30 protein-coding genes and 1 pseudogene are annotated in these 26,176 nt (G+C 59.8%); 10 read left to right on the plus strand and 21 right to left on the minus strand.

Features of this window, described 5'->3' with window-relative positions; genetic code table 11:
- Position 1 precedes the first annotated feature (1 nt).
- The 14 genes from ACZ1HN_RS19620 to ACZ1HN_RS19685 all read right to left on the minus strand — a co-directional run bounded on the left by ACZ1HN_RS19620 (position 2) and on the right by ACZ1HN_RS19685 (position 11,440).
- On the minus strand, positions 2-970 hold the full coding sequence (locus ACZ1HN_RS19620; RefSeq protein WP_472728713.1) for an ester cyclase: 969 nt from the start codon (positions 968-970) through the stop codon (positions 2-4).
- Positions 967-1,986, minus strand: coding sequence for a LacI family DNA-binding transcriptional regulator (locus ACZ1HN_RS19625; RefSeq protein ID WP_472728714.1), 1,020 nt, complete (start codon positions 1,984-1,986; stop codon positions 967-969). Before ACZ1HN_RS19625 ends, ACZ1HN_RS19620 begins: the two co-directional genes overlap by 4 nt.
- A complete protein-coding gene (locus ACZ1HN_RS19630; protein ID WP_472728715.1) occupies positions 1,986-2,216 on the minus strand; it encodes a hypothetical protein in 231 nt (76 codons plus the stop codon). The genes ACZ1HN_RS19625 and ACZ1HN_RS19630 overlap by 1 nt, the downstream gene beginning before the upstream one ends.
- A gap of 44 nt (positions 2,217-2,260) precedes the next feature.
- Positions 2,261-3,022: an SDR family NAD(P)-dependent oxidoreductase gene (locus ACZ1HN_RS19635; RefSeq protein ID WP_472728716.1), complete on the minus strand. Its 762-nt coding sequence runs from the start codon at positions 3,020-3,022 to the stop codon at positions 2,261-2,263.
- Entirely contained in the window at positions 3,019-3,654 is a 636-nt protein-coding gene (locus ACZ1HN_RS19640) for a glutathione S-transferase family protein (protein WP_472728717.1), read from the minus strand. Before ACZ1HN_RS19640 ends, ACZ1HN_RS19635 begins: the two co-directional genes overlap by 4 nt.
- Entirely contained in the window at positions 3,651-4,697 is a 1,047-nt protein-coding gene (locus ACZ1HN_RS19645) for a nuclear transport factor 2 family protein (RefSeq protein WP_472728718.1), read from the minus strand. Before ACZ1HN_RS19645 ends, ACZ1HN_RS19640 begins: the two co-directional genes overlap by 4 nt.
- A gap of 35 nt (positions 4,698-4,732) precedes the next feature.
- On the minus strand, positions 4,733-6,061 hold the full coding sequence (hisD, locus tag ACZ1HN_RS19650) for a histidinol dehydrogenase (RefSeq protein ID WP_472728719.1): 1,329 nt from the start codon (positions 6,059-6,061) through the stop codon (positions 4,733-4,735).
- A 9-nt stretch (positions 6,062-6,070) separates the two neighbouring features.
- Positions 6,071-6,601 (minus strand): ester cyclase, encoded by a 531-nt coding sequence (locus ACZ1HN_RS19655; protein WP_472728720.1) that lies wholly within the window; start codon positions 6,599-6,601, stop codon positions 6,071-6,073.
- Positions 6,602-6,679: 78 nt separating this feature from the next.
- On the minus strand, positions 6,680-7,501 hold the full coding sequence (locus ACZ1HN_RS19660; protein WP_472728721.1) for a carbohydrate ABC transporter permease: 822 nt from the start codon (positions 7,499-7,501) through the stop codon (positions 6,680-6,682).
- Positions 7,477-7,833, minus strand: a complete 357-nt coding sequence (locus ACZ1HN_RS19665) for a hypothetical protein (protein WP_472728722.1) — start codon at positions 7,831-7,833, stop codon at positions 7,477-7,479. Before ACZ1HN_RS19665 ends, ACZ1HN_RS19660 begins: the two co-directional genes overlap by 25 nt.
- Entirely contained in the window at positions 7,833-8,861 is a 1,029-nt protein-coding gene (locus ACZ1HN_RS19670; RefSeq protein ID WP_472728723.1) for a carbohydrate ABC transporter permease, read from the minus strand. The genes ACZ1HN_RS19665 and ACZ1HN_RS19670 overlap by 1 nt, the downstream gene beginning before the upstream one ends.
- Positions 8,858-9,022 (minus strand): hypothetical protein, encoded by a 165-nt coding sequence (locus ACZ1HN_RS19675; protein WP_299698759.1) that lies wholly within the window; start codon positions 9,020-9,022, stop codon positions 8,858-8,860. The genes ACZ1HN_RS19670 and ACZ1HN_RS19675 overlap by 4 nt, the downstream gene beginning before the upstream one ends.
- 56 nt (positions 9,023-9,078) lie before the next feature.
- Positions 9,079-10,299, minus strand: coding sequence for an ABC transporter substrate-binding protein (locus tag ACZ1HN_RS19680; protein WP_299698758.1), 1,221 nt, complete (start codon positions 10,297-10,299; stop codon positions 9,079-9,081).
- Positions 10,300-10,393: 94 nt separating this feature from the next.
- A complete protein-coding gene (locus ACZ1HN_RS19685; RefSeq protein WP_299698757.1) occupies positions 10,394-11,440 on the minus strand; it encodes an ABC transporter ATP-binding protein in 1,047 nt (348 codons plus the stop codon).
- 714 nt (positions 11,441-12,154) lie between these two features.
- On the opposite strand from ACZ1HN_RS19685, the gene ACZ1HN_RS19690 reads away from it, so the two are divergent.
- Positions 12,155-12,568, plus strand: a complete 414-nt coding sequence (locus tag ACZ1HN_RS19690) for a hypothetical protein (RefSeq protein WP_472728724.1) — start codon at positions 12,155-12,157, stop codon at positions 12,566-12,568.
- 84 nt (positions 12,569-12,652) lie between these two features.
- Here ACZ1HN_RS19690 and ACZ1HN_RS19695 read toward each other — a convergent pair whose 3' ends face one another.
- Positions 12,653-13,876 carry an acyl-CoA dehydrogenase gene (locus ACZ1HN_RS19695; RefSeq protein ID WP_472728725.1) on the minus strand — a complete coding sequence of 408 codons (1,224 nt, stop codon included), beginning with the start codon at positions 13,874-13,876 and terminating at the stop codon, positions 12,653-12,655.
- 227 nt (positions 13,877-14,103) lie between these two features.
- Between ACZ1HN_RS19695 and ACZ1HN_RS19700 the strand changes: the two genes are divergently transcribed.
- Complete coding sequence (locus ACZ1HN_RS19700; RefSeq protein WP_299201867.1) at positions 14,104-14,454, plus strand: cupredoxin domain-containing protein; 351 nt, start codon at positions 14,104-14,106, stop codon at positions 14,452-14,454.
- Here ACZ1HN_RS19700 and ACZ1HN_RS19705 read toward each other — a convergent pair.
- Positions 14,451-15,123: pseudogene (locus ACZ1HN_RS19705) on the minus strand (SOS response-associated peptidase). The gene ACZ1HN_RS19700 and the pseudogene ACZ1HN_RS19705 sit on opposite strands and share 4 nt — an antisense overlap.
- Positions 15,124-15,291: 168 nt before the next feature.
- Positions 15,292-16,851 (minus strand): bifunctional metallophosphatase/5'-nucleotidase, encoded by a 1,560-nt coding sequence (locus ACZ1HN_RS19710; RefSeq protein ID WP_472728726.1) that lies wholly within the window; start codon positions 16,849-16,851, stop codon positions 15,292-15,294.
- A 141-nt stretch (positions 16,852-16,992) separates the two neighbouring features.
- On the opposite strand from ACZ1HN_RS19710, the gene ACZ1HN_RS19715 reads away from it, so the two are divergent.
- Genes ACZ1HN_RS19715 through ACZ1HN_RS19725 form a run of 3 tightly spaced genes read left to right on the plus strand, consistent with a single transcriptional unit; the run spans position 16,993 to position 18,805 of the window.
- Positions 16,993-17,340, plus strand: a complete 348-nt coding sequence (locus ACZ1HN_RS19715) for a DUF952 domain-containing protein (protein ID WP_472728727.1) — start codon at positions 16,993-16,995, stop codon at positions 17,338-17,340.
- Positions 17,337-17,765, plus strand: a complete 429-nt coding sequence (locus ACZ1HN_RS19720) for a DUF1330 domain-containing protein (RefSeq protein WP_472728728.1) — start codon at positions 17,337-17,339, stop codon at positions 17,763-17,765. The genes ACZ1HN_RS19715 and ACZ1HN_RS19720 overlap by 4 nt, the downstream gene beginning before the upstream one ends.
- The gene (locus ACZ1HN_RS19725) at positions 17,762-18,805 is read left to right on the plus strand and encodes a quinone-dependent dihydroorotate dehydrogenase (protein WP_472728729.1); all 1,044 of its coding nucleotides are present in this window, start codon (positions 17,762-17,764) and stop codon (positions 18,803-18,805) included. Before ACZ1HN_RS19720 ends, ACZ1HN_RS19725 begins: the two co-directional genes overlap by 4 nt.
- 50 nt (positions 18,806-18,855) lie before the next feature.
- On the opposite strand, the gene ACZ1HN_RS19730 is transcribed toward ACZ1HN_RS19725, so the two are convergent.
- From ACZ1HN_RS19730 to ACZ1HN_RS19740, 3 genes are read right to left on the minus strand one after another with little or no spacing between them, the layout of a single operon-like run.
- Entirely contained in the window at positions 18,856-20,187 is a 1,332-nt protein-coding gene (locus ACZ1HN_RS19730; RefSeq protein ID WP_472728730.1) for an MATE family efflux transporter, read from the minus strand.
- Positions 20,188-20,688 (minus strand): PaaI family thioesterase, encoded by a 501-nt coding sequence (locus tag ACZ1HN_RS19735; protein WP_189369240.1) that lies wholly within the window; start codon positions 20,686-20,688, stop codon positions 20,188-20,190.
- Positions 20,685-21,113, minus strand: a complete 429-nt coding sequence (locus tag ACZ1HN_RS19740; protein WP_472728731.1) for a PaaI family thioesterase — start codon at positions 21,111-21,113, stop codon at positions 20,685-20,687. Before ACZ1HN_RS19740 ends, ACZ1HN_RS19735 begins: the two co-directional genes overlap by 4 nt.
- A gap of 125 nt (positions 21,114-21,238) precedes the next feature.
- Between ACZ1HN_RS19740 and ACZ1HN_RS19745 the strand changes: the two genes are divergently transcribed.
- Positions 21,239-21,610, plus strand: coding sequence for a MerR family transcriptional regulator (locus ACZ1HN_RS19745; protein WP_299201842.1), 372 nt, complete (start codon positions 21,239-21,241; stop codon positions 21,608-21,610).
- Between the two features lie 48 nt (positions 21,611-21,658).
- Here ACZ1HN_RS19745 and ACZ1HN_RS19750 read toward each other — a convergent pair whose 3' ends face one another.
- Complete coding sequence (locus tag ACZ1HN_RS19750) at positions 21,659-22,105, minus strand: universal stress protein (protein ID WP_299599268.1); 447 nt, start codon at positions 22,103-22,105, stop codon at positions 21,659-21,661.
- A 227-nt stretch (positions 22,106-22,332) separates the two neighbouring features.
- Between ACZ1HN_RS19750 and ACZ1HN_RS19755 the strand changes: the two genes are divergently transcribed.
- Genes ACZ1HN_RS19755 through ACZ1HN_RS19770 form a run of 4 tightly spaced genes read left to right on the plus strand, consistent with a single transcriptional unit; the run spans position 22,333 to position 25,978 of the window.
- Complete coding sequence (locus tag ACZ1HN_RS19755) at positions 22,333-22,734, plus strand: MerR family transcriptional regulator (RefSeq protein WP_472729355.1); 402 nt, start codon at positions 22,333-22,335, stop codon at positions 22,732-22,734.
- Positions 22,735-22,759: 25 nt separating this feature from the next.
- Complete coding sequence (locus tag ACZ1HN_RS19760) at positions 22,760-24,541, plus strand: acyl-CoA dehydrogenase C-terminal domain-containing protein (RefSeq protein ID WP_472728732.1); 1,782 nt, start codon at positions 22,760-22,762, stop codon at positions 24,539-24,541.
- 46 nt (positions 24,542-24,587) lie between these two features.
- Positions 24,588-24,800 carry a hypothetical protein gene (locus ACZ1HN_RS19765; RefSeq protein ID WP_299201830.1) on the plus strand — a complete coding sequence of 71 codons (213 nt, stop codon included), beginning with the start codon at positions 24,588-24,590 and terminating at the stop codon, positions 24,798-24,800.
- Positions 24,801-24,829: 29 nt separating this feature from the next.
- Positions 24,830-25,978, plus strand: coding sequence for an acyl-CoA dehydrogenase family protein (locus tag ACZ1HN_RS19770; protein ID WP_472729356.1), 1,149 nt, complete (start codon positions 24,830-24,832; stop codon positions 25,976-25,978).
- Positions 25,979-26,176: the final 198 nt, after the last annotated feature.

Consider the following 26,176-nt stretch of genomic DNA (forward strand, 5'->3'; position numbering starts at 1 on the left):
CCTATCCCGTCTGCAGCAGGATCTGTTTCCAGATCGCCGTTTCATCAAACAACGCATATTCGCGGCGCAAACCCCATGGCCCGAACTCGGCATGAGAAATGCCCAGCACATAGACTTCAGCCCCTGTGGGCGTACCGAAATAGCCCCAACCGTCATGCTTGCCATGCAACGCCCAGCGGATGGCAGCGCGCGGCGGCATCATATCGTCATCTCGCCCAATCTGATGGTCGATGGTGAATGCGGCGTCGGGAAAGGACGCACGCAGGCCCATCCAGAACCGATCCACCGGACCGGTGCCATGACCTGTCACTCCGCCGGGATACTCGGATTGTACGGCACGATCATACTCAGAGGGAATTACCGCCATATCCGCACCCATGATCCGGGTCAGGATGTCAGCGTATTTCGCACCCCACTCGTTGTCATTGCCCCGCCCCTTGTAGGGTCCGGACCGGTCCGTCACAGGGGTCAACGGACGCACCGCATTCTCCATCCCGCCCTCGCGCTCGATCAGGTCAGCGGCATAGGCTTTCGCCTCCCACCCAATCTGGTTCACAATGGCGGTCTGGTCGCGGATCAACCATTCGTCGTTGATCTGGTCGTTGATGGCGTGGCAGTCCGCGATGATGCGGTACTGCAGGGTCTTGCCACTGGCCTTGCCATAAACCCCGTCCGCCACGTGGGTCGCGGTCGAGAAGATGCGGTGCGAGGACAGCATGCCCTCCTCCGGCGTTCCGCTCCAAATCACGTCCTCACCCAGCAGCGTCCGGTCGGGAAACTCGGCCAGGGTCGCCATGGTGGCCCCAATCACCTTCTCATTGCCGATCACAACGGACCCGGGCGACCGCACGACGATGTCAGAGCTGTAGTAGTGATGCAGGGTCGCAATACCACGGTCTTCCCATATCTCCTTGGTGATGCCGATGATATAGTCGGGGAAGTCTTTCCACCGGTCCGAAAAACCCTTCATGAGGTCCATCCTTTGGGTATGCGAGCCGACCCGCGCAGGACCAGCGGTCCGTCCAGCGCGACGCGGCGGGGTTTGGTGTCGGGATCGGCAAGCCTGTCCATCAGAATATCGACCGTGGCTTCAGCCATCTGACCGGCGGGCTGGCGCACGGTTGTCAGATCGTAGCTGGGCCACGCCGCAAGGGTCACATCGTCGTAGCCGACAACAGACACATCCGTCGGCACGCTCAGCCCCAATTCGAACCGCAAAACATCCATGACCGCAAAGGCCATGTGATCATTGGCGCAAAAGACTGCATCGGGACGGTCCGGCCCTGCAAACATCTCGCGTGCAACATCCTTTGCCTGTTCGAAATTGAAGTCACTCACCCCACGGGCAACGAGCGTCTGACCGGCAGCTTGAAGCCCCGCAACAAACCCCGCCTCGCGATCGCGCTGGGTCGAAGCGCCCTCCCACCCCGCGACATGGGCGATACGCGTGTGCCCACCCGCCACCAAAAACTCGGCCAGCTTGCGGCCACCATGGTAGTTGTCAGAGGTCACGGCAGATAGCCGATCATCATCCTGCGCCCGATTGAACAGAACGATGGGAATGCCTGCCGCCTCGCACCGCTGCGTAAGGTCGTTGGACATGCCCACGCTGGCGGCAATGATGCCGTCCACCTGGTAGTCGAGCAATTCAGCCATGACCTCGTCCGCCTCCTCCCCACTGTTGGAGGAGAGGAAAACAAGAACGTGATAGCCCTGTTCCTGCAACTTACGGCTAAGCCGTTCGATGGCTTCGGGGTAGAAGTGGTTTTCCAGATAGGCGACGACGAGGCCGATGATACGACTGCGCCCGGTGATCAGGCTGCGGGCCAGCACATTGGGCCGATAGCCCAGATCATCCGCCACTTGCCGCACCTTGTCGGCAGTGCGCTTGGACACTGATGCACCGGGGGTGAAGACACGACTAACAGCCGAGCGGGACACGCCCGCCCGTTCGGCAACATCAAGTGCTGTCACCTTGTCTGGCATCAGTCTCCCCGCTCACAGAGTTTGTCATGAATGTACTTGCATCCGCTCAAGCCAAGCTCGCCAAATCCCGACGCGCCGGGAAATGGCGTGATTGACCATGCGCCATCGCGGTAATGTGTCCCGACTTCCTTGATTGCATTGATCGGATTCATTTGAAATAGCCGCTTTCGAAGGGCAAATACCACGTCGGATGACATGGTCGCCCAAGCCTCTTCAGCGCGTTTTTGCATACGCTTTTCAAGATCATTTGCGGGCTGCTTCATTGGGTCTCGCATCAGTCCGCCGTCCACCCGCCGTCGATCAGCATCGAGGTGCCGGTGACCATGGCCGACGCATCCGAGGCCAGAAATAGCACGGCCCCCATGATATCCTCGACCTCTGCCACGCGCGGCAACTTGATCTTGTCCATGATCCACGCATAACGCTGCGGGTCTTGAAACGATTTCTCGGTAAAGGCCGTGCGCACAAAGGTCGGACAGACCGTGTTGATCCGAACATTTGCCTTGCCCCACTCGATGGCCATGGCCTTCACCATCCCCTCGACCCCGTGTTTCGTGGCGCAATAGACGGCGCGATCAATGCCCCCCACATGACCCATTTGCGATGAGATATGGATGATCGACCCCGGCTTGCCCGCTTTTGTGAGCGCCCGCGCAGCCGCCGTGGACAGGAAGTAAGCCCCCTTGAGGTTGATACCAACCACCGCGTCGAAATCGTCGGGGTTCGTCTCCATTGACGGGCCATGGCGCGCCAGCCCTGCGGAGTTCAGGACGATATCGTATGGTTCATCAAAGGCTACGTTGATCGCTTCGATACTTGACTGATCCAGCGGCATGGCTTCAGCACTCCACCCCTGATCGGCCATGGCAGTGACCACATCGGCCAAGGCATCTGCGCGGCGCGCGGCGCACACGACATGCGCGCCCGCCTCGGCCAAAGCCACAGCGCATCCAAGGCCGATGCCGGACGACGCACCGGTCACAAGCGCGCGCTTGCCAGACAGATCAAAGGATGGGGTACGGGGCAGTTCGGTCAAAACGACAGCCTCCCTTTCAATTCAGGATAATCCACCATCACATGCGTCCGATACGCAGGCCGCGCGGTCAAGGCGTCGAAGTAGTCCTGCGCGCCCGTCGGCACCTGCCGGTCAAGACCCAGCGTGAAGTAGCGATAGAGAACATGACCAACCCAGATGTCCGCAAGCCCGAGGTCTTCTCCCGACATCCAAGCACGCTTGCCCCTTTCCGACATGGCCACGGCAAGTTGGGCTTCGAACTGGCGCAAAGCGCGATCCACGGCTGCCATGTCCCGCTCTGCCTCGGGGGTGCGGTAGTAGGCCCAGAACAGCGGCACGGTAAAGGACCGACACAGCGTATGCTTGGCCCATTCGGCCCACATGTCATCGCGCGGGGATGCCACAAGGCCGCCTGCACCATATCTTGCCAAAAGATACCGCAGGATAGCGGCGCTTTCGAACATCACCGTGTCACCATCTTCCAGTACGGGAACCAGCCCCATTGGGTTTATACATCGGAAGGTCGCCGTTTCAGTGCCGCCAAACCGACCGCCAACGTCCTTCCGCATGACAGTAAGGCCCAATTCGGCAGCCCCCCACATCACCGCCTGCACATTGGACGACGTCGCACGCCCATGAACGATCAGGGTCATATCGCTCGTCCCGTTTCAGGATCGAAACCCGCGCGCGCTTTGTTGAATTCGCGCATCCGGGCCAGAACATCGACACCGATCTGATCATACATGTGCAACAGATCGACCATCACCCAGTTCTCTCGGATCAATCCCTTTTCGATGCGCCAGAAGTCCAGACTGCGCATTTCGATCCGCTTGTTCACGGGCGGGATGCCCAACCATCCATCATGGGTGATGGTTTGGTACATGTCCGGCCAGCCCGTCACCGCCGCAAAAGGCCCATCACCGAAGAAGTGGTAGGCGATCTCGTCAACGTATTTCCCGCGATCCGGCATGCCATTCAGGAAAGGAATCTGATGCCAGTCGCGGAACCCCGAGATGCCGCGCCCCGACCCGATACCGCTTGGCCCATACCACATCATCTTGGGGTGCCAGAACCGCTCCATCTCCATCACTTCAGGCCCACCCTGGCTTGGGTGTTTCTTGAGATGATCCAACATGTCGATGATGTGCTGGCAGGATGCGTCACTGGTCACATCATCACGTGGTCCTTGAACAAAACCGTCGCAAGTGGCGGGCCCCGGCACATGCCATTCGCGACCCAATGACGGCACCATCGGCCAGGCGTTCGCCTGCATCATCACCTCCGGAATGTCCCAAAGGGCCTGCATCTCGACGATCTTGTCATTCTCGAAACGGTAGAATTCGTGGAACCGCATGTGCACAATGTGGCCCGTCGGCGGGATATCGAGCCACGGGGCCGCGAATGTGCCGGTGTAGTAGCCACCGCAGCCGACCCAATCCGCACCGTCCGGTGTCGGCCCGGCAATCACGATGGTGTCCCGCCGCTCAAGGTCAGGCCATGCCGTGGCCAACGCACCATAGGCCCGGTCCACATGCGCATCCACACCCGTCACATTTTCGAACGGAAAAGCGAGGCGGAACACAGCGTCAGGCGCGCATAGGGTATGCAACTGCGCCCGCACAGCGCCCAGGTCAAAGTCGTACAAAGCCTGTCGGAGAGGTGCGATCAGGGCCTTGTGCCGCGAGTGAGGATCCATCTTATCCCTGTCCAGAATTGTTGCGAGGCGCGTGCCTACTCTGCCGCATCACGTGCCGGTGCGCCCTCGCCGTACGGTACGTTGATGCCGCCATAGCGACGAACCCGCAGATTGCACTGTTCGGCATGTCCCACGAACCCTTCGAGCATGCAAAGCCGTGAACCGTAGGCCCCGATCTCTGCCGCTGCCTCGTCCGTGGTGACCTTCTGGTAGCTGTGCGTCTTGAGATACTTTCCAACCCACAGACCGCCCGTATACCGTCCCGCCTTCTTGGTTGGCAGGGTGTGGTTGGTGCCGATCACCTTGTCGCCATTCGCCACGTTGGTGCGAGGGCCAAGGAACAGCGCGCCATAGCAGGTCATGTGTTCGAGGAACCAGTCGTCGCGGTCTGTCATCACCTGGACGTGCTCGGACGCTACATCGTCGGCCATTTCCAACATCTCGTCATAGGTATCGCACAGGATGATCTCACCGTAGTCCTCCCAGCTTTTGCGTGCCGTATCGGCTGTGGGCAAGATACCGAGGATACGCTCGATTTCAGCAGCCGTTTCATCCGCCAACTTGCGCGAATTGGTGAGCAGAACAGCAGGCGAGTTGTAACCGTGTTCCGCCTGCCCCAGCAGGTCTGTGGCACACATCTCGGCATCTACGGTTTCATCTGCGATCACCATCGTCTCAGTCGGCCCAGCGAACAGATCGATACCCACACGCCCGAAAAGCTGGCGTTTTGCCTCGGCCACGAAGGCGTTGCCCGGGCCAACAAGCATGTGGACCGGGTCAATCGTCTCAGTCCCGATGGCCATGGCACCCACCGCCTGAATGCCGCCCATAACGTATATCTCGTGCGCCCCACCCAAGTACATGGCGGCAATCACAGCCGGGTTCGGCTTGCCCTGCCACGGTGGAGTACAGGCGATGATGCGCGGCACGCCCGCCACGCTCGCCGTCGCCACCGACATGTGGGCAGACGCGACCATGGGGAACTTGCCCCCCGGCACATAGCAGCCCACTGATTGAACAGGGATGTTCTTGTGGCCCAAGATCACGCCCGGCATCGTCTCGACCTCGATATCCAGCATCGAATCCCGCTGTGCTTGCGCAAAGTCGCGGACCTGTTGCTGCGCGAACTTGATGTCCTCCATCTCGCGTGGGGTCAGTTCTGCCATCAGTGCGTCGATGTCGGATTGCGCCAGGCGAAAGCTCTCGGGGCTGTAGCTGTCAAACTTCTCCGACAGATCCCGCACCGCCGCATCCCCGCGCGCCTCGATATCGGCCAGCGTCGCCTCCACGATGGCCCGTGTCTTGGCGTCGTCTTCAGCCCGCTCCGCCTCGGGCTTGCCGCGTTTCAAATATTCGATTGTCATCTCGTCACCTCATACATCCGGGCGCGGCGGGATCTTGTCGCCGCGATCGAAGGCTTCCCAGCCTTCACCATCAAATACGTCCCGCCCCAGTTGGGCGAGGACGTGGGGAAAATCGACCATCACGTAGTTGTCGGTGATGCGACCCTCTTCGACCTTCCAGAAGTCCATGTACCGGATCTCGATCCGCTTGCCAGTGGGCGCAATCCCCATGAACTCACCAGCATGGGTGGCTTCCTGACGGCCAAAGGCCGCGGCCCATTCCCCCATGTAAAGCCGCGCCTCATCCACGCAGACCTTGTCGGCAAAGGCCACCTGGAACGGGCGCTGCCAGTTGTCCTGGAATTCTTGCAGCCCGGTCTTGGTGCCGCAGCCTCTGTTGCCCATCCAGCGGAAGGACTGGGCAAAGAACTGGCCGATATCATCGATGCGGTGGTCGTTCAGACCATCTACCATACCCTCAATGACCGCGCGCGTTTCGTCGGTCTTGGTCATGTCTGTATCGCGGGTCAGTACCGCTTGTTCCGGTCGGGAACCTTTCATCAGTGTTGTTTCCTTTTTGATAGGGCCGAACCGGGGCTCTGCCCCGAACCCCGTCGTATTTTCAGTCAGAAGAAATCATCACCCCTTCACCGCGCCCGCAGTCAGGCCCGACACGATTTGGCGCTGGAACACCATGACCAGCAGGAACAAGGGCGCTGTGATGGACACGGCGGCGGCGACCGCTTCGACCTGGTCGGTCGTGGTCGTCTCGCGGTTGAAGTAGCCCGCGATGGCCGGAACCATGGTCTGGTTCTGCGCATCAAGCAGCAGCGCCGTCACCAGGAAGTCGTTATAGCCCAGAAGGAAGCTGAACAGCCCCGTGGTGATGACCCCCGGCCACATGACCGGCATGATCACCCGGCGAAACGCCTGAAAGTGAGAGCAGCCGTCCACCCGCGCCGCTTCGTCCAACTCACTCGGGATGTTCTGGAAGAACGACCGAAGCATCCAGATGGTGAAGGGCTGATTGATAGACACCAGCACCGCGATGACGGCCCAAGGCTGGCCATACAGCGTTGGACTCAGGTCTCCAAAAATCGGTCTCAGGATCTCTGCCGAGTTGATGAACCAAGGCAAGTAACCGGCCACCAGCACCGAGTGTGGCAGCGCGCGGAAGACAAGCGCGAGGATCAGCAGCCAGAAGGCAAGGTTCGATCCCGACCGTGCCAGCCCGTACCCTGCAAGGGTGCCCACGGTCAGCGAGATTGTGACAACACCGGCCGTCACAATCATCGAGTTCATGAAGTTGCGGTAGAACTGGTTTTCAGCCCAAACCGCCACGTAATGTTCGGTCGTGAGGCCCAAGATCGGCGTACCCAGCGGCCCGGCAATACTGTTGAGCGCACCAAAAACGGAAGGCAGCACACCAAAGAAGATCAGAACGAACAGAATACCGTACACAGCCGATCCGACAAGCCATCCAAGCACAATGAAACCGGGGGCGAGAATTGCTCGACCATCCTGGGCAGGCGCGTAAAGGCCCAGCGCACCGCAAAAAACAGGAACGTCAAGCCAAGCGCGATATCAATGAAACTCAACCCATTGCCGCTGTCCCGTGTAACCGGTCCGGTAATCACATCCCACGCACTCGCAGCAAAGGCGTCGCGCGGGGACTTCACGCTCATGACGGCGATCCACGCGATTGGGAAAGCAGCCAGCACGCACCAGAAAGCGAGGAACGCACCAGACGCAATCTTGAGCGAAAGCGGCTGTGCAGTAGCTTTCGAGGCCATCAGTGCGCCCCTCCCTTGTGGTCGCGCCATGTGCGGCGCAGCGGCAGGATCAGCAGGAACACGATCCCGATCATCGTGAGCATGGCGCTGGCTGCCGCACGGCTGATCGCTCGGTTGCCCGCATCGTCAGGTGTGAGGAAATCGAAGGTCAGCCATTGCAGCGACGTCACGTAGGCCTCGCTACGGAAGCCGATGATTTCATCGAACGCGCGGTAGCAATCCATCAGGTGGATCAGCGCGATGAAGATAATCAGCGGCATGAGGTGCGGTACGATCACGTAGCGCAGCCGCTCGAACCTGTTGGCCCCGTCAATGATCGCACTTTCCAGCGTATCCATGTTCACCGTCTGTAGGCCGGCATAGAAAATCACGAAGGCAAACGGGGCCACGTGCCAGACCCTGTAGAAATATATGAGCAACTCAATGGTCCATGCCTGGGCAAACATGGCGATGTCGCGGTCAAGCCAACGCTCAAGCATTGCCGTCAGAATGCCGTCCCCGACAAACAGCCAATAGATCGACAGCGCGCCGATCACCGGCGTGATAATGAACGGCAGAAGCGACACAAAGATCACCGGCCCGCGCAGCACCTTGGCCGCGCTGTTGACCGCCAGCGCAATCATCAAACCGACACCTACAACAAGTGGCAGGGTGACCAGCGTGTACATCAGCGTGAACCGCAACGCCTTCCAGAAGTCGATCTGAAGGATGTCACCCCAGTTCCCGGAGCCGATGGCGGCCCAGAATTTGTCCATCTGCAAGACGTTTTTGTAGCTCTGGAAACCCACCCATGCCGTTGTTGTCTGCGTCCTGCCCGTTTCCCCATCGATCACGGGAACCGTCTTGATTTCCGTCGTGCAGGTTTGGGTCAAAAAGCCAGGAGTACAGGTTTCGACCTCAATCTGCTGCATGACAGGTTGGGTGATCTGGAATGACTGGATGAAGACCGAAACCAGAGGCGCCGCGATGAAAAGCAGCATCATGAACACCGATGGTGCCACGAACCAGAAGAAGGTTTTGAACTTCATGCTGCTGTCCTTTCCACCATGCCCAAGGCAACCTCGCCCTGGCATTCGATCACCACGTTCACCGCACTCGAGTTTGTATCCGGTCGTTCGGCAAGACGCGCGATCCCCGCGCATCCAGCAGAGCCACCGCTCACATCGATATGGTTGAACTCAATGGCCATCTGTTCCCATCAAAGAAGTGGCTGGCCGAGTATGCACCCCGGCCAGCCCAAGTTGCTTACTGCAGCACGCCAGCCTCTTTGGCCGAGGTGGTGTAGGCTTCTTCCACAGCTGCGAGCGTCGCAGCCGCATCACGATCACCTGTCAGGAAGGCAGGCAATTCGTTGCCCAACGCCGTGTGCAGCAGACCCATTTGAGTGGTCGAAGGGTATGCGGGCGGTGCCGGGTTTGCGGTTGCTGTCGCAATCGCGCCTTCGGCCAGCGGACCGGGCTGGTAACCGTTCACGAGCCAGATGGCGGCCTCGTTTGCGCCCTGCACCATCTCGGTGTCCAGCCCTTCCATCGCCAGACGGAAGGCCGCGTCCGCCTCCTCGTCCGTGATGTTGGCGGCGATCACAATACCGTCCCACCACAGGGTCGTGGCAGGCGCGCCGCCGTCCATCGCCATGGGTGCCGCAGCCATAGATACTTTTCCGACAACCTGACTTTCATTTTCGTCATCCATCGCACCGGCCCGCGATGCCCACAGGTTCGCCATGGCGATCTTGCCCTGCTGGAACTGCTGCTGAACGTAAGTGGAGTCGCTGACCAGAACCTCTGGATCGGTGTAGTCCAGTGTCTTCTTCATGGCTTCCAGCGCCTTCATCCCAGCGTCCGAATCCACCGCGGCTGTATTGTCGTCGTTAAAGAACGCCCCGCCAAAGCCCGGATACATGTTCACGAATTCCTGGGCGAGGTTCCAGCCGGACTTCATGGTCGCGCCAATGGCGTGATCGACGACACCCGCCTCCTTGATCTTATCGGCGGCAGCGAACACTTCGTCCCACGTGGTGGGGGTGTCGATGCCCAGATCAGCCAGAATATCGCTGCGGTACATCAGGTGCTGCGTGTTCACCATCATGGCCACGGCCATGATCTTGCCATCCACGCGGATCAACTGATTGGGGGACAGGTTCTGACCATACTTCGCCACCAGATCGTCCAGCGGCCGAATGGTGCCCGCGTTCAAGAGCGGAGTGATCGTGCCGTTTGACACACCGCCGATTTGATACAGCGATGGGTTCGCCTCGAATGCTGCGGGTTGCTTGGTGCGAAACTCCTGGTCCAGTTCGGCCTGGAAGTTGCCGCACTCGGCCATCGCATCGGTCACCGCTTTCCATGCTTCAAACCCGGCGGTCAGCGACTTGAGCGGCACCTCGTTTTCATAGGAACACGCGGCGAAGGCCGTGGTGCCCAGAAGCGAGACAGCGCCCGCCAGTGCCAGTTTCTTCAAATACATTTACAGACTCCCTGTTTTGTTTGACGCCAGTGCATCTTGCAAGGCTGCACTGGCCGGATTGGTCCGCCCGGGTGCCCCCGGACAGACAGGTTCCTCAGGCAAGACGTTCGCCGGAAGAAGTATCAAATGCGTGGCAGATACCCGCAGGAACCGAGAAGGACACCGTGTCGCCAATCTCGGCTCGGAACTCTTTGTGCGCCTTGATCGACACAAGCTGCCCGCCCGCGCGGACGGTCAGCATGGTGGCATCGCCAAGCAATTCGATCGTGTAGATGGGCGCGGTGATCTGACCGTCACTTTCGGCCAGCGCCGCGTCCTCGGCCCGAAAGCCTAGTGTGGTCGGACCATCGGGCGCGGTCAGACCGCTGATCGTGACATTGTCACCCGTAAACGTGCCCCCACTGATCGTACCATCCATCAGGTTCATGGCGGGTGAACCGATGAAGCTCGCCACAAAGGTGTTTGCGGGCCGATCGTAAATCTCGGTCGGCGTGCCAACCTGTTGGACCTTGCCCTGCTTCATCACGACGACGCGGTCGGCCAGCGTCATCGCCTCGATCTGGTCGTGGGTCACGTAGACGGTCGTGACCTTTAACTCGTGGCTCAGGTTCTTGATCTGGGCACGGGTCGACACGCGCAGCTTGGCATCGAGGTTCGATAGCGGTTCGTCCATCAGGAACACGTTGGGCTCGCGCACGATGGCGCGGGCAAGTGCCACACGCTGACGCTGACCGCCCGACAACTCGGCGGGCTTGCGGTGCAGAAATTCGTCCAGCTCAACCATGGCAGAGGCGCGGCGCACCTTTTCGTCGTGCGAGGCCGGATCGACCTTGCGCACCTTCAGTGGGAAGCGGATGTTTTCATAGACGTTGAGGTGCGGATAAAGACCATAGGATTGGAACACCATCGCCACGTCCCGATCCTTCGGGTCCAGATCGTTGACACGCTTGCCATCGATCATGATGTCGCCTTCGGTGGCATCTTCAAGCCCTGCAATCATCCGCATCGTCGTCGTCTTGCCGCAGCCTGATGGGCCGAGCAGAACCAGAAATTCCTCATCTGCGATGGTCAGGTCAAAGTTATCGACCCCCACGAAAGTGCCCCACCGCTTATTGATGTTACGCAGCTGGATTTCTGCCATAAGACCCCCCGGCCAAAAGGTTGATGTTTTAGGCTAGACACCGGGCTGGGGACTTGGCAACAGTTTTTTGCACACGTGTGCAAAACCGTCTGAAAACCCGTTTTGCAACCACGCGGTCGGGTCTTTCGAAAAGGCAAATACACGGCTTTTGGGCAGTCGATAATGCTGCAACGCCGCAGCGCTGCGAGAAACGCAGTGCAGATCACAAGGCCTTCATTTCAAGACCATTGCTACAGCTTTGTTGAAACCCAATCCGAGCATTCCAGCCTGCTCGGTGCTGCACCGCAGCGCGCGCCTGACAGGCGATGAAACTTTCATCATCGGCCGCAAACAATGCGAGGCGCAGCCACCAGATACCCACGCTTGTCCGCGCACCCGAACGCTCTGCCACACCGCGCGCCCGTACCGTTCCGGCGAATCGGCCATGGTTTCAAGAACCGATCGAACCCCAAGGATAGGGACCCGCCCAGACTGTCGCGTTCCGCACAATCCTTACCAAATGCGCGAGGATCGGCATGTTTATGACCCGAGCGACGGATCATGATGACCTTCGGTCGCGTTTCAGACAGTGAATGAAAATACCTACACCAGGCGGCAGGCCATGCAGTTCCCCCAAGATCGCGTCACGCATCAATCCCTCAAGATGTCTGAGCGCGCATCCCGAGGGTCGGCATATCAGGCCCTGCAGCCACCCAGTTATGAAAGTCAAACCGTATGAAAACCGACGACACCACGCCCAACCCATACACTGTAAACTACATCGGGACGTATCTCCGGAACTACGCGATTTTTGGATCGTTGGCAGCGGTCGGTGCGCAAATGATGCGTGCCGCCGTCAAAAACGAGGCACCTCTTTCGGCAATTGATTTGGGGCGTTTGGCGGGCTTGCCGGAAGGGATCATGATTTGGGGCGTCGGGCTTTTGACCCTGCTGACTGGGCTTGGGCTGTGCTTCGCGAATGCAGGCAGCACGATTATGGACATCCTGAACTTTCACAAGGTGCCGCCCAACGCCAAAGATATGCTGCTCGTGAAAGCCGCCGGTGTTTTCACGTTCATTGTCTTGGGTGTAGCGGTTCCATTCTACGCGGGCGTCACGATCTTCGGCTTCTATCTTCGTGCGCTCTAAACAACTGAAACCACGCTATCGCAGGGCGTGGGGCAGCACAGCGATGTGCCCCCAGCCCTGTTCGCAATCGTCTGCCAGTCACCTTCAGAAAAATGCCTGCAAACCTGTCTGCGCGCGCCCAAGGATCAAGGCGTGGACGTCATGGGTGCCCTCATAGGTGTTCACTGTCTCAAGGTTCACCATGTGACGCATCACCTGGAACTCACCGGAAATACCGTTGCCCCCGTGCATGTCACGGGCCGCGCGCGCAATTTCCAGCGCCTTGCCGCAGTTGTTGCGTTTCACGATCGAGATCATCTCGGGCGCGGCCTGTGCTGCATCCATCAAACGTCCCACCTGCAATGAGGCTTGCAAACCCAATGTGATCTCGGTTTGCATATCGGCCAGCTTCTTTTGGAACAGTTGCGTTTGCGCCAGTGGTTTGCCGAACTGTTTGCGATCCAGTCCGTATTGACGCGCGGCGTGCCAGCAGAACTCGGCCGCGCCCATGGCCCCCCAAGAGATGCCGTAGCGCGCACGGTTCAAACAACCAAACGGCCCTTTGAGCCCCTGAACATCGGGAAGCAGCGCGTCCTCACCCACCTCGACATTCTCCATCACGATCTCACCGGTGATTGAGGCGCGCAAGGAAAGCTTGTTTTCGATCTTGGGGGCGGACAGACCCGCCATGCCTTTCTCAAGGACAAAGCCACGGATCTTGCCGCCGTGTTCTTCGGACTTGGCCCAAACCACAAAAACGTCGGCAATAGGTGCATTCGAAATCCACATCTTGGACCCGTTCAAGACATAGCCGCTGTCGTTTTTCTTGGCCGTGGTCTTCATACCAGCCGGGTCACTGCCTGCGTCAGGTTCCGTCAGACCAAAACACCCAATCCACTCGCCCGACGCCAGTTTGGGCAGGTATTTCTTGCGCTGTTCTTCTGATCCGTAAGCATAGATCGGATAGATGACGAGCGAGGATTGCACCGACATCATGGACCGATACCCGCTGTCGACCCGCTCGACCTCGCGCGCGACCAGACCGTACGAGACATACGAGCCGCCAAGCCCGCCATATTCTTCGGGCAGTGTCACCCCCAAAAGACCCATGTCCCCCATCTCGCGGAAGATACCCGCATCCGTCGTCTCATCGGCAAAAGCACTGACCACACGGGGCGCCAGTTTTTCCTGGGCGTAGGCGTGGGCCGAGGTCTGGATCATGCGTTCGTCTTCGCTCAACTGATCGGACAGGCGCAGCGGATCGGCCCAGTCAAAGGACCCGAGGTCCGGCGCATCCTTGGCCTTCAGGATCTTTGTCTCAACGTTCATAGGGTCCTCCATCCATGTGCGTGTGCCGGATCGGCATGTCTTTCAATCGGTATGTAGTGCGACGCGACTGGCAACACCATGCGTCATCGGCACTTGGGGCCAGACCAATTCGGGTGACATGCCCCAGGCTGGACGCAAGCCTGCCCCAATTCGGCCTCATTCTCCACTCATAGACAACAGATACGATTCTGTCTTCCGGGTGGGGCCGAAGCAAAAGGAGTGCTGGCATGAAGCGCGCGATGCAAATTGGGGCCGTTCTGGCCACGCTGACGGCTGCGACCGCGGTCTCTGCAGCTGAACACGAGGTTCTGATCCTACCGGACGCTTATTTCCCGTCGGTTGTGTATCTTGACGAGGGCGACACGGTGAAATTCACCAACCTCACCGGCTCGGAACACAACATCATCTCGAAACATGAGAGCTGGGCACTTGGTCCGATCGCGGATCAGGGATCCATGACCATGGTTGTTGAACAGGGCGTTCAAACCACGTTCTACGACGCCAATGCCATTTCAGAGGAGGATGGATCCTTCCTCGTCGAGGGCAATCTGAGTTTTGCAGACGCACCACTCGACTAAGTGCCCATTGGGTTGATGAGGTCCGGACCAGACGCTCGGTTCGAATTGACCGCTACATCAACCCGATGCCACTTCAGAGCATCATGAGGGGCGGCGCGCATCAGCGTGGCGGCCCCTTTGCCCTTTTCGCCTAACCAAAGTGCGACATCCTCAGGCTCCAGAACCACCGGCATGCGGTGGTGGATGGCCGACATGGGTGCGTTGGCAGCCGTGGTCACAATGGCCGCTGTACGGATCTCGATCACCATTAGGGTCCTTTGGCGCCCACTCCTGCCAAACTGCTGCAAATACGAGCGGCGCACCATCGCTGCGGGTGATGTACCAAGGCAAGCGCGTATCACCCTCCCGGGTCCATTCATAGAAGCCAGAGGCCGGGATCACGGCGCGCCGTTCCCGACAAGCGGCCCGGAAAGCGGGTTTTTCGGCAATGGTTTCGGCCCGCGCATTGATCAGCAGCGGACCGTCGGTGGGTGTCTTGTACCAATGCGGGATGAACCCCCACCGCATTGGGGTCAGCCATCGCTGCCCACGCTGGTGGGTAACGGTGTGTACGGCGTCGGTCGGGCAGACATTGAAGTTGGGTATGTCGGGCATGTCATTCGCAGCAACCGCAGCAAACATCTCGGACATGTCTTCAGGGGCCAGCGATATAGAAAAACGTCCACACATGCAGATGACGCTATCTCGTATATCCCAAAACCGTAAGGCGGATCTTGATCCGCCAGCGCGGCGGAGGACACCTCCGCCTTACGATTGGGTACAAAAAAAATAAGGCGGAGCATCAGCTCCGCCTTACTCTTGGTCCTGTAAGGCGCAGGTGTCCTGCGCCCTGCCAGATTACTTGGCCGTGATCCGACCGTCGATGTAGGGCGTGAACGGCCCTTGCGCGGCCAAATACTCAGCTGTCACGTCTGCGAGATCCGGGCCGAAATCATAGGCATTTTCCGCATCCACGAACATCGCATACCCATCGCCGCCATTGCGCACGTAGTTGTTGCTGACCACGCCATAGAGTTTGTCCATGTCGATGGGCGCGTCGCCGACCATGACATCACTAACCCGCTCACCAGCGGGCTTTGCCACGTCAAAGGCATAGCTCATTCCCGCAACCTGCGGGAAACGTCCGGCGCCATCCTCAATCTGGCCTACACCGTTCTCAAGAGCAGCCACGATAGCAGCACCAGACACCTGGAAGGTCGACAGCGTGTTCTGGAACGGCAGAACGGTCAGCACCTCACCCATGGTCACTTCGCCCGCGTCAATGGACGCACGAATGCCTCCACCGTTCTGGATCGCAATCTCGATCCCCTGATCCTTCACCCGATCCAACATCGCATCTGCAATGAGCGAGCCCATGGGGCATTCCATCGCGCGGCACGTGTCGCGACCGCCTTCGATGGCTTCAGCGGCTTCGGCCACGACCCGCGTTTTCATCTCTTCGATGGGCGCGCCCATCTCTGCGATCCGTGCAAGGAAATCAGTGTTGGGCTCAACGGAAGCGTCCAGCAACATCGGATCACCCGAGGCTGCAGTCACGTTGCCGTCGTCATCAAAAGTCACCGTCAGATGACCCAGGTACTTGGTATAGGCATAGGCCTGCGCCACTGCTGCATCGTCCACCATGGTGGGATAGGCCGGTGTTTCTGCATCGTCATTGGACATCAGCGTATGGCTATGACCGCCGATCACCACGTCGATGCCATCGACCGCCTCGGCAATCGCGAGGTCTTTGTTCAGGCCCACGTGATTGAGTGCGATGATAATGTCGACGCCTTCGCCTTGCAGGGTGGCGACGTCTGCTTGCAGCGCCTCGATTTCGTCCTGGAAAACGACGTTGGGGCCGGGCGAGGATGTCTCGACCGTGTCAGTGGCCAGCGCGGAGATCACGCCTATCTTCTTGCCGCCGACTTCGAGCACCACATGATTTTCGACCTTGCCGCTCAGCGTTTCTTCGGCAGACAGATCAAGGTTGCCGGAGATGACCGGGAAGCTGACCTTCTCGATGAAATCGGCGAGGCCCTGCGGGCCATCGTCGAACTCGTGGTTGCCCACGGCCATGGCATCATAGCCCATCTGCTCCATAAACTCGGCCTCGGCCGCGCCCTTGTAGGTGGTGTAGAAGAGCGAGCCCTGAAACGGATCGCCTGCGTCCAATACGACGACGTTCTGGTTGTCGAGCGATGCCTTCTTGGCGTCGATGGCCGTCTTGACCCGCGCCACACCGCCAAAGCATTCGCCTTCGGCTTCGCCCTCGGCATTGCAGGTCGAATCGAAACGGTTGATCGATTCAATGCGGCTGTGCATGTCATTGGTGTGCAAAATATGCAGCGTATATTCGGCGGATGCCATGCCCGCGCTCAGCGCCAGCGCAGCAGTGCCCATCAGAAATCGGGTCATCTGGTGTCTCCCTCATTGGTTATGTCCATATCGTGACAACAATCTGCACCACGAGTCAAAGCGGTTCCTTAGGGAAAGCGCGCAACAAATCCATGACAGCGCGCACTTGACCACTGCGTAAGCAAGCTGCATCACGCAGCCATGCTGATTTACAAGATTTTCCGCGCCCCCGAATGGGCGCATCTGCGCGAAAACGGCAGCACGCCCGGCGCGTCGATTGATGTGCAGGACGGCTATGTCCATTTCTCGACCGCCACACAGGCCGCCGAAACCGCCGCCAAGCATTTTGCAGGCGAAGACAACCTGTTCCTGATCGCGGTCGATACAGGCGCCCTGGGTGATAACCTGAAATGGGAAGTGTCCCGCGGCGGGGCCGAGTTCCCGCATCTGTACCGCGAGATGCGGCTGGCAGATGTCCACTGGGCCCAACCCTTGCCACTAGAAAACGGAATTCACCAGTTCCCGCCGGGCGCAGGGTTCGACACATGACCCATATAGATCCCACAGCAGAACAGTTTCAGGCCTTCAAGGACCTGCCGCGCGACACACCGATCGAGATGCTCAACCTCGTCCGTTTCAACGATCTCGCCAACTACCCCGGCGACCACGAATTGGCGCGCGACGGACTGACCGGCGCGCAGGCCTATGGGCTCTATGGCAAACACTCTGCGCCGGTTTTGGGCAAGGTTGGCGGTCGTATTGCATGGCGCGGCGGGTTTGAAACCACATTGATCGGACCCGCGGACGAAGCATGGGACGCCGTGTTCATCGCCCACTACCCGAGTGCTGGTGCCTTCCTCGCCATGGTCACTGATCCCGACTACAAGCGCGCTGTGGTGCACCGACAGGCAGCGGTCAAAACCTCGCGCCTGATCCGGTGCAAACCAGCAGACGGAGGCACGTCTTTCGGATGAAACAGGCACTGGAACGGATCGGAACCCAGGCCCTGCGCAAGCTGGACCCGGAAATTGCGCACGGATTGGCACTCAAGGCACTGCATACACCGCTTGCGCCGCTCCCAGGCCCGATCACAAGCGACCGTCTGCGCACATCGCTGGCCGGTATGGATCTGCCCAACCCCGTGGGCCTTGCTGCGGGCTTCGACAAGAACGCCACGGCCATCGCCCCCCTCAGCCGGGCCGGTTTCGGCTGGATCGAGGTCGGCGCCGCCACCCCACTGCCCCAACCCGGCAACCCCAAACCGCGGCTTTTCCGGCTGACCCAGGATGCCGCGGCCATCAATCGTTTCGGCTTCAACAATGACGGGATGGAGGCGATCGCCACCCGCTTGGCAAAACGCCCCAAAGGCGTGCCGGTGGGCCTGAACCTCGGTGCCAACAAGGACAGCGCGAACCGGGCCGAAGACTTCGCAAAGGTGCTACAGCACTGTGCACCCTACATCGACTTCGCCACGGTCAATGTCTCCAGCCCCAACACGGAAAAACTGCGGGACCTGCAAGGACCAATGGCCTTGGCTGCACTGCTTGACGGCGTCATGCAGGTGCGCGGTGACATCCCCGTTTTCCTGAAAATTGCACCAGATCTGACCGATCAGGACCTCGCCGACATCGCCAAAGTGGCCGAAGACGCCCGGGTGGCCGCGATAATTGCGACGAATACCACACTGGACCGCACCGGCCTGCGCAGCGCGCATGCTCAGGAAAAGGGTGGCCTGTCCGGCGCTCCGCTGTTCGAAAAATCCACTCGCGTCCTCGCCAAACTGCACAACCTGACCAAGGTTCCTCTGATCGGGGTCGGTGGCGTGGCATCCGCCGAACAAGCCTACGCCAAGATCAAGGCCGGGGCGTCAGCGGTGCAGCTCTACACAGGCCTCGTTTATGGCGGTCTCAGCCTCGCAGCTCGCATCGCGGAAGGGGTGGACGCCCAACTGCAACAAGACAGTTTCCAATCCGTGGCGGAAGCGGTCGGCACGGAAACAAAGAACTGGCTCTAAGCTTCTTCTGACTGAAAATACCACGGGGTCTGGGGCAGCGCCCCAGTCCTTCACCCGGCCGCCCGCTCCAGCGCCGGATAACGTAGCCCCAGCGTCACCCCCCGCGCGACAAATGAAATAAGGATCGCAGCCCACAGCCCGTGATTGCCCATAAGCGGCAGCAGGATCAGCACGGCCAGCCAATACAGAACAAAGGATATCGCCATCATGTTGCGCATATCCCTGCCCCGGCCAGCGCCAATGAATATGCCATCGAACATCCATGCCGCGCACCCCACCAACGGGGCGGCAACCATCCACCACAGGTACTCCCGCGCCACCACCTGCACCTCAACATCCTTGGCCATCACATCAATGAGCCACGGACCAACAAAAAGAAACGCACCCGCGGTGATGCAGCAAATAGCCATGCCCCACATGGATGTCATCAGCGCGGACCGGCGCACGCGCATGGGATCGCGGCGGCCGTAGGCGCGGGCAATCAGGGTTTCAGCGGCAAAAGCAAAGCCGTCCATGGCATAGGCGGTGATGTACATGAATTGAATCAACACCTCGTTCGCGGCCAGCGTCACATCACCGAACCGCGCGCCCAGAAACACGAAGCTGGAAAAGATGATCATCAGCATCAGCGAGCGCAGCAGAATATCCGTGTTCAGAAGCGCCATCTTGATCAGTTGCGCCCGGCGCAGCACGCGCGGCCAGTCACGCCACGCGGGGCGATCAAAGGCGGCTCGGCAGAACCACAGCCCCAAGCCCGCGCCAAGCACCTCGGCGATGACGGTGGCAATGGCCACGCCGCTCACCCCCCAGCCAAAGCCCAGCACGAAGACAAAGTTCAGGACGATGTTCACCCCGTTCATAACCAGCTGCACCCAGAACACGCCGCCCGTCCGCTCCATCGCCACAAGCCAGCCGGTCAGCGCATAAACGGCAATGGCCGCCGGGGCGGTCCAGATGCGGATGAACAGGTAATCGCGGGCCAGGCTCTCGACCTCGGCGCTGGCAGGCGAAAGCTGGAAGGCCAGCAAGACGATCGGGAATTGCAACAGGATCAGACCCGCGCCGCCCATGGCAGCTACCAGCAAGGCACGGGTCAACCAGGCTGATACCTCGTCATCATCCCCTGCGCCTGCCGCTTGCCCGGCAAGGCTGACGGTGCCCATGCGCAGGAACCCGAAAATCCAGTAAACGGTGCTGAGGATAATGGCCCCCATCGCCACTGCGCCAATAGGCGCGGCCTCTCCCATTTGCCCCACGACACCGACATCCACAGCCCCCAGGATCGGTACGGTGGCGTTGGACAACACAATGGGCAGCGCAATCTTGAGCACCCGCTTGTGGGTCAGCGGCGCTGGTGGTTCGGTGGTGGCTGTCGCCTCCATCTAGCGCCGTTGCGGCATGACAAAATGCCCGGTGGCCTGCGCAAACAGCCGGTCTCGATTGTCCTGCCAGCCTTCCACATGGACCGAGGCATAGCGCCGCCCCGACCGGTTGATGCGCGCACGGGCGTAGGCGTCACGCGGCAAGCCTGAGCGCAGATAGTCGACCGAAAAATCGACCGTCTTGGGCAAACGGGGCAGTTTGGGTGCGGTACTCGGATCAAAGTCCAGCGCACCGCTTTCGATGTCTTCCCACAGGTAGGACCAAGACAAGGTGATCACCGCCGTCGCTTCCAGGAACGCAGCCGTCACCCCGCCATGCAGCGCGGGCAACAGCGGGTTGCCGATCAGCTTTTCATCAAAGGGCAGCACGCCGGTCAACTCGTCCCCGCGCCGATCAAAGGTCAGGCCAAGATACTGGATATAAGGCACACCGCTGACCAGCGCCGATAGCGCAGCATCGCGCCGTTGCTTGACGACCTGCACAGGCTCGGGCCGCTTCATCGCTTGCCCTCCACCGTGAAAGCGCCCGTGGCCGTGGCCACAGGATTGTCGCTGTCATCATCACAGGCGTTGGCCCGCACGAAAGCCACCGATCGCGTGACATGGTAACAGGTCGCGCGGGCGGTGATGGCTTGGCCGGGCGTGGCCGCCCGCATGTAGTCAATCCGCAGATCAAGCGTGGCCGTACCGCCAAGGTTTTCCGGGTGGCTCATCACCGCGGCCCCGCAACAGGTGTCCATTAACGCGGATACAGCGCCGCCGCTGATCACGCCCGTCTCAGGATCGCCGATCAACCGGTCATCATAGGGCATGGTGATTACCGCAACACCATCCTCCATCTCAGTCAGCTTCATCCCCAAATCTCGAGAATGTGGAATGGCTTCAATGAATTGTCGGGCAAGCTTGAGTTTGTCTGGATCGGACATATGGCCTCGTCACACGGTCGTGGATGCAAGTTATGGGTCTTGTGCGCAGATTGGGCAAGGCACCTGTTGCGTGCCGCGCGCACGCGCCTTAGGCTTGAAGTCCAGGGATGGAGACAAAGGAAGTCATGGCAGACGACCGCTTGAGCTTTAAAGAGATGTGCGCGGAATTTGATGTGACGCCGCGCACGCTGCGCTACTACGAATACATCGAATTGCTGCAACCGGACCGCGAAGGCAGATCGCGCTTTTACGGCCCCCGGGAAAGCGCGCGCATGAAACTAATCCTGCGCGGACGCAAGTTTGGCTTCCAACTGGAAGACATTCGGCAGTGGCTACTCATCTACGAACATGAAGGCACCGAGGCCCAAATGCGTGCCTGGATCGAACTTGCCGACGGGCAGCTCAAAGAACTGGACGAGCAGCGTAAACAACTGGACGAAGCGCGGGACGAATTACAGGGCCTGCGCGACAGCGTTGCCGGGGAACTCAAGGGTTAAACCGACCGCAGCACACACCGCCGCACCCGGTCATCATTTCAAAACGCCCTAGATAACGGACAGGGTCGCGCATTTCGCCAGATGATTGACCTGCTGGCTGGTGCTTCCCTGGACCAGCGACCCAATGCTTCCCAAACCACGCCGTCCCGTGACGATCAAATCGGCACCCACATCCTGTGCGCATGCCGTGATTTTCTGGGCGGGATCCCCCTGATCCGTACGTGCTTCGACGATCTCGTTGCCGCATTCGTTCGCGATTGCGGTGGCGCCCTCCACAATCTTGCTTGCCGCTTCCTCCACCTCTTCGAGGCTCGGCATCGTGGTGACGGCGTGGTATCCCGCTACGGCCCCGAGCGCAAAAGCAACCGTTTGTGGCTGTGGGGTGTGCACCAGATAGAGCGCACTGTCGTACTTGCCGGCTAAATCGCAGGCAATGCGCACCGCATTGTCCGATGTGCTTGATCCATCAACGCCAACTACAATTCTCTTGAACATGTCATGCACTCCCTTTGACTGCATGCGCAACGTAGCGAGGCGATGAGTACGCCACCTTGATATGCATCAAGGTGGAAAAATCCGTCGTGCCGTCAGTTGACGTGGTAAAAAATCACGTCAACCTCCTTCGTGACGCAACGTACAGCTTACGTCAACGTCATCTGTCGGTTGCATCGAATCCGCGTCTCCACCATGTGATGGGCGCAACAGGATATGCGAGTGATCCGATGAGTGAGAAAACCATGACCATCCGCGAAATGTGCGGCGCGTTTGCCGTCACACCGCGGACCCTGCGCTTCTACGAAGCCAAGGAACTGCTGTTCCCGATCCGCGAGGGCCAAAAGCGCCTGTTCACCAAACGCGACCGGGCCCGTCTGAAGCTGATCCTGCGCGGCAAGCGCTTTGGTTTCAGCCTTGAGGAAATCCGCCAGCTTCTGGACCTCTACGACATGGGTGACCAGCAGCAGACGCAACTGGCGCGCACCTATGACATCGCCCGTGACCGACTGGCCGACATGGAGCGCCAACGCGATGAGTTGACCGAGGCCATAGATGACCTTCGGAACCAATTGAAGTGGGGCGAAAAGATGATCGCCTCGATGAATACCACGAAGAAGGCCGCTGAATAAGCGCCGCCGCACTAGGGAGAGACTTATGCCAAGCTACACGCCCCCCACCAAGGACATGCAATTCATCCTGCACGACGTACTGAACGTCACAGGCGCAGACATCCCTGGCTACGATGAACTGGAGGCCGACTTTACCTCCGCCATCCTCGACGAAGCTGGCAAACTGACCTCCGAGGTCCTCGCCCCGCTGAACGTCGTGGGCGACAAGGAAGGCTGCCGTTTGGAAAACGGCGTTGTCTACACCCCCACCGGGTTCAAGGACGCGTTCGAGCAGGTGAAAGAGGGCGGTTGGCCCGGTCTGGACATGCCCGAGGAATTCGGCGGCCAAAACATGCCCTACGTCATCGGCACCGCAGTGGGCGAGATGTTCTCGTCCGCCAACATGGCCTTCACCATGTACCAGGGTCTGACGCACGGCGCGGCCTCGGCCATCCTGGCGCACGGCAGCCAAGCCCAAAAGGAAACCTATCTGCCCAAGATGGTGTCCTGCGAATGGACCGGCACCATGAACCTGACCGAACCGCATTGCGGCACCGATCTGGGCCTGATGCGCACCAAGGCAGAGCCTCAAGACGACGGCAGCTACAAAATCTCCGGCCAGAAGATCTTTATCTCGGCTGGTGAGCACGACATGGCCGACAACATCATCCACTTGGTTTTGGCGAAGATCGTCGGTGGTCCCGAAGGCATCAAGGGCGTGTCGCTCTTCATCGTGCCCAAGTTCCTCGTGAACGAAGACGGCTCGCTGGGTGCCCGCAACGGTGTCGCCGTTGGCAATATCGAAGAGAAGATGGGCATTCACGGCAACTCCACCTGCGTGATGAACTATGACGGGGCCGTAGGCTACCTGATTGGCGAAGAGCACAAGGGCATGCGCGCCATGTTCACCATGATGAACGAAGCGCGTCTTGGTGTCGGCATGCAGGGCCTGTCCCAGGCCGAGGTCGCCTATCAAAACGCCGTTGAGTACGCCAACGACCGTCTGCAAGGGCGTGACGTGACAGGTGCCAAGGCCCCCGAAAAGCCCGCCGATCCGCTGATCGTGCACCCCGACATCCGCCGCTCGCTGATGGACCAGAAGTCCTTTGCCGAAGGCGCACGCGCGTTCATCCTGTGGGGCGCGACAATGATCGACGCCGCCCACCGGGCCGGTGACAAGGACGCCGACGGCCTCGTGTCGCTGCTGACCCCGATCATCAAAGGGTTCCTGACGGATGTAGGCTACGACAACACCATCAAGGCCCAGCAGGTCTATGGCGGTCATGGCTACATCGAGGAATGGGGCATGTCGCAATACACCCGCGACGCCCGTATCGCGATGATCTACGAAGGGGCCAACGGCGTGCAGGCGCTGGACCTCGTGGGCCGCAAGCTGGCGCAAGACGGTGGCAAGCACGTGATGGCGTTCTTTGACCTGGTCAAAAGCTTCATCAAGGACAATTCAGGCCAGGACGAAGCCTACGACAACGAGTTCCTGGAACCGCTGAAAGCTGCGTCCAAGGACCTGCAGGCCGCTGGCATGTACTTCATGCAGAACGGCATGACGAACCCGAACAACGCGCTGAGCGGAAGCTACGACTTCATGCACATGTTCGGCCATGTCTGCCTGGGCCTGATGTGGGCCAAGATGGGCAAGGCGTCGCGCGAAGCACTGGCGGGTGGAACGTCCGACCCGGAATTCTTTGAGACCAAGCTGGCAACGGGCCGCTACTACATGGCACGCCAACTGCCCGCCACAGCGTTGCACCTGACACGCATCCAGACCGGTGCCGACACTGTGATGGCGCTGGAAGCGGCAAACTTCTAAAGTTAGGGCGGGGTAAAACCCCGCCCTACCGCTTTTCGGAGACCGCATGCCCAAACGCTTTCGCCTGACCCGCCGCTTTCCCGTCGCCATGACCGAGGATGGCTATCGCCGCCTCAAGCGGTTTGCCGCCGAAGCAGGGCTGGACGAGGGCGAGGCCCTGTCGTTCCTGTTCGAGAATTTCGATAGCGTGATGAACGAGGAAAACCTGACAGCCCGCTTGCGGCTGTTCAATTCCGAGTTGGAGGCGCGCAAACGCTAAATCTCCTGGGGAGGAGAGATATGAAAGACATGGCTGCTGGGCCGTCCGCATGGATGACGGAAGAGCATCAGATGATCGCCGACATGACGGCGCAATTCATCATCAATGAATGGGCGCCCCATTTCGAACGCTGGCGCAAACAGGGCGAAATGGACCGCTCAACCTGGGCACAAGCGGGCGAGCTGGGCCTGCTCTGCCCGTCGATCCCCGAGGAATACGGGGGCGCAGGCGGTGATTTCGGCCACGAAGCCGCGATCCTTGTCGAAGCATCCCGCGCCAACCTGGCGGCCTGGGGCCACGGCATTCACTCCGGTATCGTCGCGCACTATGTGCTGGCCTACGGCACCGACGACCAGAAACAACGCTGGCTGCCCAAGCTGGTCACTGGCGAACTCGTCGGCGCGCTTGCCATGACCGAACCCTCCACCGGCTCGGACGTCCAAGCGATCAAGACCCGCGCGATCAAGGACGGCAACGCCTACAAACTGACAGGCTCCAAGACCTTCATTACCAACGGCCAACACGCCAACCTGATCGTGGTCGCCGCCAAGACCGACCCGTCACAAGGATCGAAAGGCGTGTCGCTGGTAGTGCTTGAAACCGACGGGGCCGAAGGCTTCGACCGTGGCCGCAACCTCGACAAGATCGGCATGCACGCCTCGGACACGTCCGAGCTGTTCTTCGACAACGTGGAGATCGCCCCTGAAAACATTCTTGGCGGGGCCGAAGGCCAAGGCTTCTACCAGCTCATGCAGCAACTGCCGCAGGAACGCATGGTCATCGCCTGCGCTGCCGTCGGAGCAATGGAAGGCGCGGTCGAGCGGACGCTGGCCTACTGCAAGGAACGCGAGGCCTTCGGTGGCAACCTCCTGCAATTCCAGAACACCCGCTTCAAACTGGCCGAAGCCAAGACCAAAACCATGGTCAGCCGGTCTTTCTTTGACGAATGCATGGCCGAACACATCCGCGGCGAGTTGACCGTGGATAAAGCCGCCATGTGCAAATACTGGACCACGGACACCCAAGCCTGGGTGCTGGACGAATGCCTGCAACTGCATGGCGGTTACGGTTTCACCAACGACTACGATATCGGCGGTATGTGGACGGACGCGCGGGTGCAGCGCATCTATGGTGGCACCAATGAGATCATGAAAGAGCTGATTGCGAGGGCGTTTTGATGCGAAACGCATTGGCGCTTGCCGCCAGCCGGCCCTCCTCCGGGGGCGGTTTACCTGGCGAAATGAAGGTGGGGTCCACCCTGCTTTCCGCGGGCGGCGTCCACCGAGGCCGGGAAAGCAGGGTTTCACTTCGCACATGGCTCAGCTCCGCAGCCTGCCATGCCTTCTCATCTTCGGGGCATTAACCCTAATGTGGCG

It is taken from the genome of Tateyamaria sp. GN1-10 (assembly GCF_055693845.1).

Bases quoted from the DNA above. Each gene is read 5' to 3' on its own strand.
- ACZ1HN_RS19620 (WP_472728713.1), bottom strand. From the start codon at position 970: ATGAAGGGTTTTTCGGACCGGTGGAAAGACTTCCCCGACTATATCATC.
- ACZ1HN_RS19625 (WP_472728714.1), bottom strand. From the start codon at position 1,986: ATGCCAGACAAGGTGACAGCACTTGATGTTGCCGAACGGGCGGGCGTG.
- ACZ1HN_RS19630 (WP_472728715.1), bottom strand. From the start codon at position 2,216: ATGCAAAAACGCGCTGAAGAGGCTTGGGCGACCATGTCATCCGACGTG.
- ACZ1HN_RS19640 (WP_472728717.1), bottom strand. From the start codon at position 3,654: ATGACCCTGATCGTTCATGGGCGTGCGACGTCGTCCAATGTGCAGGCG.
- ACZ1HN_RS19645 (WP_472728718.1), bottom strand. From the start codon at position 4,697: ATGGATCCTCACTCGCGGCACAAGGCCCTGATCGCACCTCTCCGACAG.
- hisD (WP_472728719.1), bottom strand. From the start codon at position 6,061: ATGACAATCGAATATTTGAAACGCGGCAAGCCCGAGGCGGAGCGGGCT.
- ACZ1HN_RS19655 (WP_472728720.1), bottom strand. From the start codon at position 6,601: ATGAAAGGTTCCCGACCGGAACAAGCGGTACTGACCCGCGATACAGAC.
- ACZ1HN_RS19665 (WP_472728722.1), bottom strand. From the start codon at position 7,833: ATGGCCTCGAAAGCTACTGCACAGCCGCTTTCGCTCAAGATTGCGTCT.
- ACZ1HN_RS19670 (WP_472728723.1), bottom strand. From the start codon at position 8,861: ATGAAGTTCAAAACCTTCTTCTGGTTCGTGGCACCATCGGTGTTCATG.
- ACZ1HN_RS19675 (WP_299698759.1), bottom strand. From the start codon at position 9,022: ATGGCCATTGAGTTCAACCATATCGATGTGAGCGGTGGCTCTGCTGGA.
- ACZ1HN_RS19680 (WP_299698758.1), bottom strand. From the start codon at position 10,299: ATGTATTTGAAGAAACTGGCACTGGCGGGCGCTGTCTCGCTTCTGGGC.
- ACZ1HN_RS19685 (WP_299698757.1), bottom strand. From the start codon at position 11,440: ATGGCAGAAATCCAGCTGCGTAACATCAATAAGCGGTGGGGCACTTTC.
- ACZ1HN_RS19690 (WP_472728724.1), top strand. From the start codon at position 12,155: ATGAAAACCGACGACACCACGCCCAACCCATACACTGTAAACTACATC.
- ACZ1HN_RS19695 (WP_472728725.1), bottom strand. From the start codon at position 13,876: ATGAACGTTGAGACAAAGATCCTGAAGGCCAAGGATGCGCCGGACCTC.
- ACZ1HN_RS19700 (WP_299201867.1), top strand. From the start codon at position 14,104: ATGAAGCGCGCGATGCAAATTGGGGCCGTTCTGGCCACGCTGACGGCT.
- ACZ1HN_RS19710 (WP_472728726.1), bottom strand. From the start codon at position 16,851: ATGACCCGATTTCTGATGGGCACTGCTGCGCTGGCGCTGAGCGCGGGC.
- ACZ1HN_RS19715 (WP_472728727.1), top strand. From the start codon at position 16,993: ATGCTGATTTACAAGATTTTCCGCGCCCCCGAATGGGCGCATCTGCGC.
- ACZ1HN_RS19720 (WP_472728728.1), top strand. From the start codon at position 17,337: ATGACCCATATAGATCCCACAGCAGAACAGTTTCAGGCCTTCAAGGAC.
- ACZ1HN_RS19725 (WP_472728729.1), top strand. From the start codon at position 17,762: ATGAAACAGGCACTGGAACGGATCGGAACCCAGGCCCTGCGCAAGCTG.
- ACZ1HN_RS19730 (WP_472728730.1), bottom strand. From the start codon at position 20,187: ATGGAGGCGACAGCCACCACCGAACCACCAGCGCCGCTGACCCACAAG.
- ACZ1HN_RS19735 (WP_189369240.1), bottom strand. From the start codon at position 20,688: ATGAAGCGGCCCGAGCCTGTGCAGGTCGTCAAGCAACGGCGCGATGCT.
- ACZ1HN_RS19740 (WP_472728731.1), bottom strand. From the start codon at position 21,113: ATGTCCGATCCAGACAAACTCAAGCTTGCCCGACAATTCATTGAAGCC.
- ACZ1HN_RS19745 (WP_299201842.1), top strand. From the start codon at position 21,239: ATGGCAGACGACCGCTTGAGCTTTAAAGAGATGTGCGCGGAATTTGAT.
- ACZ1HN_RS19750 (WP_299599268.1), bottom strand. From the start codon at position 22,105: ATGTTCAAGAGAATTGTAGTTGGCGTTGATGGATCAAGCACATCGGAC.
- ACZ1HN_RS19755 (WP_472729355.1), top strand. From the start codon at position 22,333: ATGAGTGAGAAAACCATGACCATCCGCGAAATGTGCGGCGCGTTTGCC.
- ACZ1HN_RS19760 (WP_472728732.1), top strand. From the start codon at position 22,760: ATGCCAAGCTACACGCCCCCCACCAAGGACATGCAATTCATCCTGCAC.
- ACZ1HN_RS19765 (WP_299201830.1), top strand. From the start codon at position 24,588: ATGCCCAAACGCTTTCGCCTGACCCGCCGCTTTCCCGTCGCCATGACC.
- ACZ1HN_RS19770 (WP_472729356.1), top strand. From the start codon at position 24,830: ATGGCTGCTGGGCCGTCCGCATGGATGACGGAAGAGCATCAGATGATC.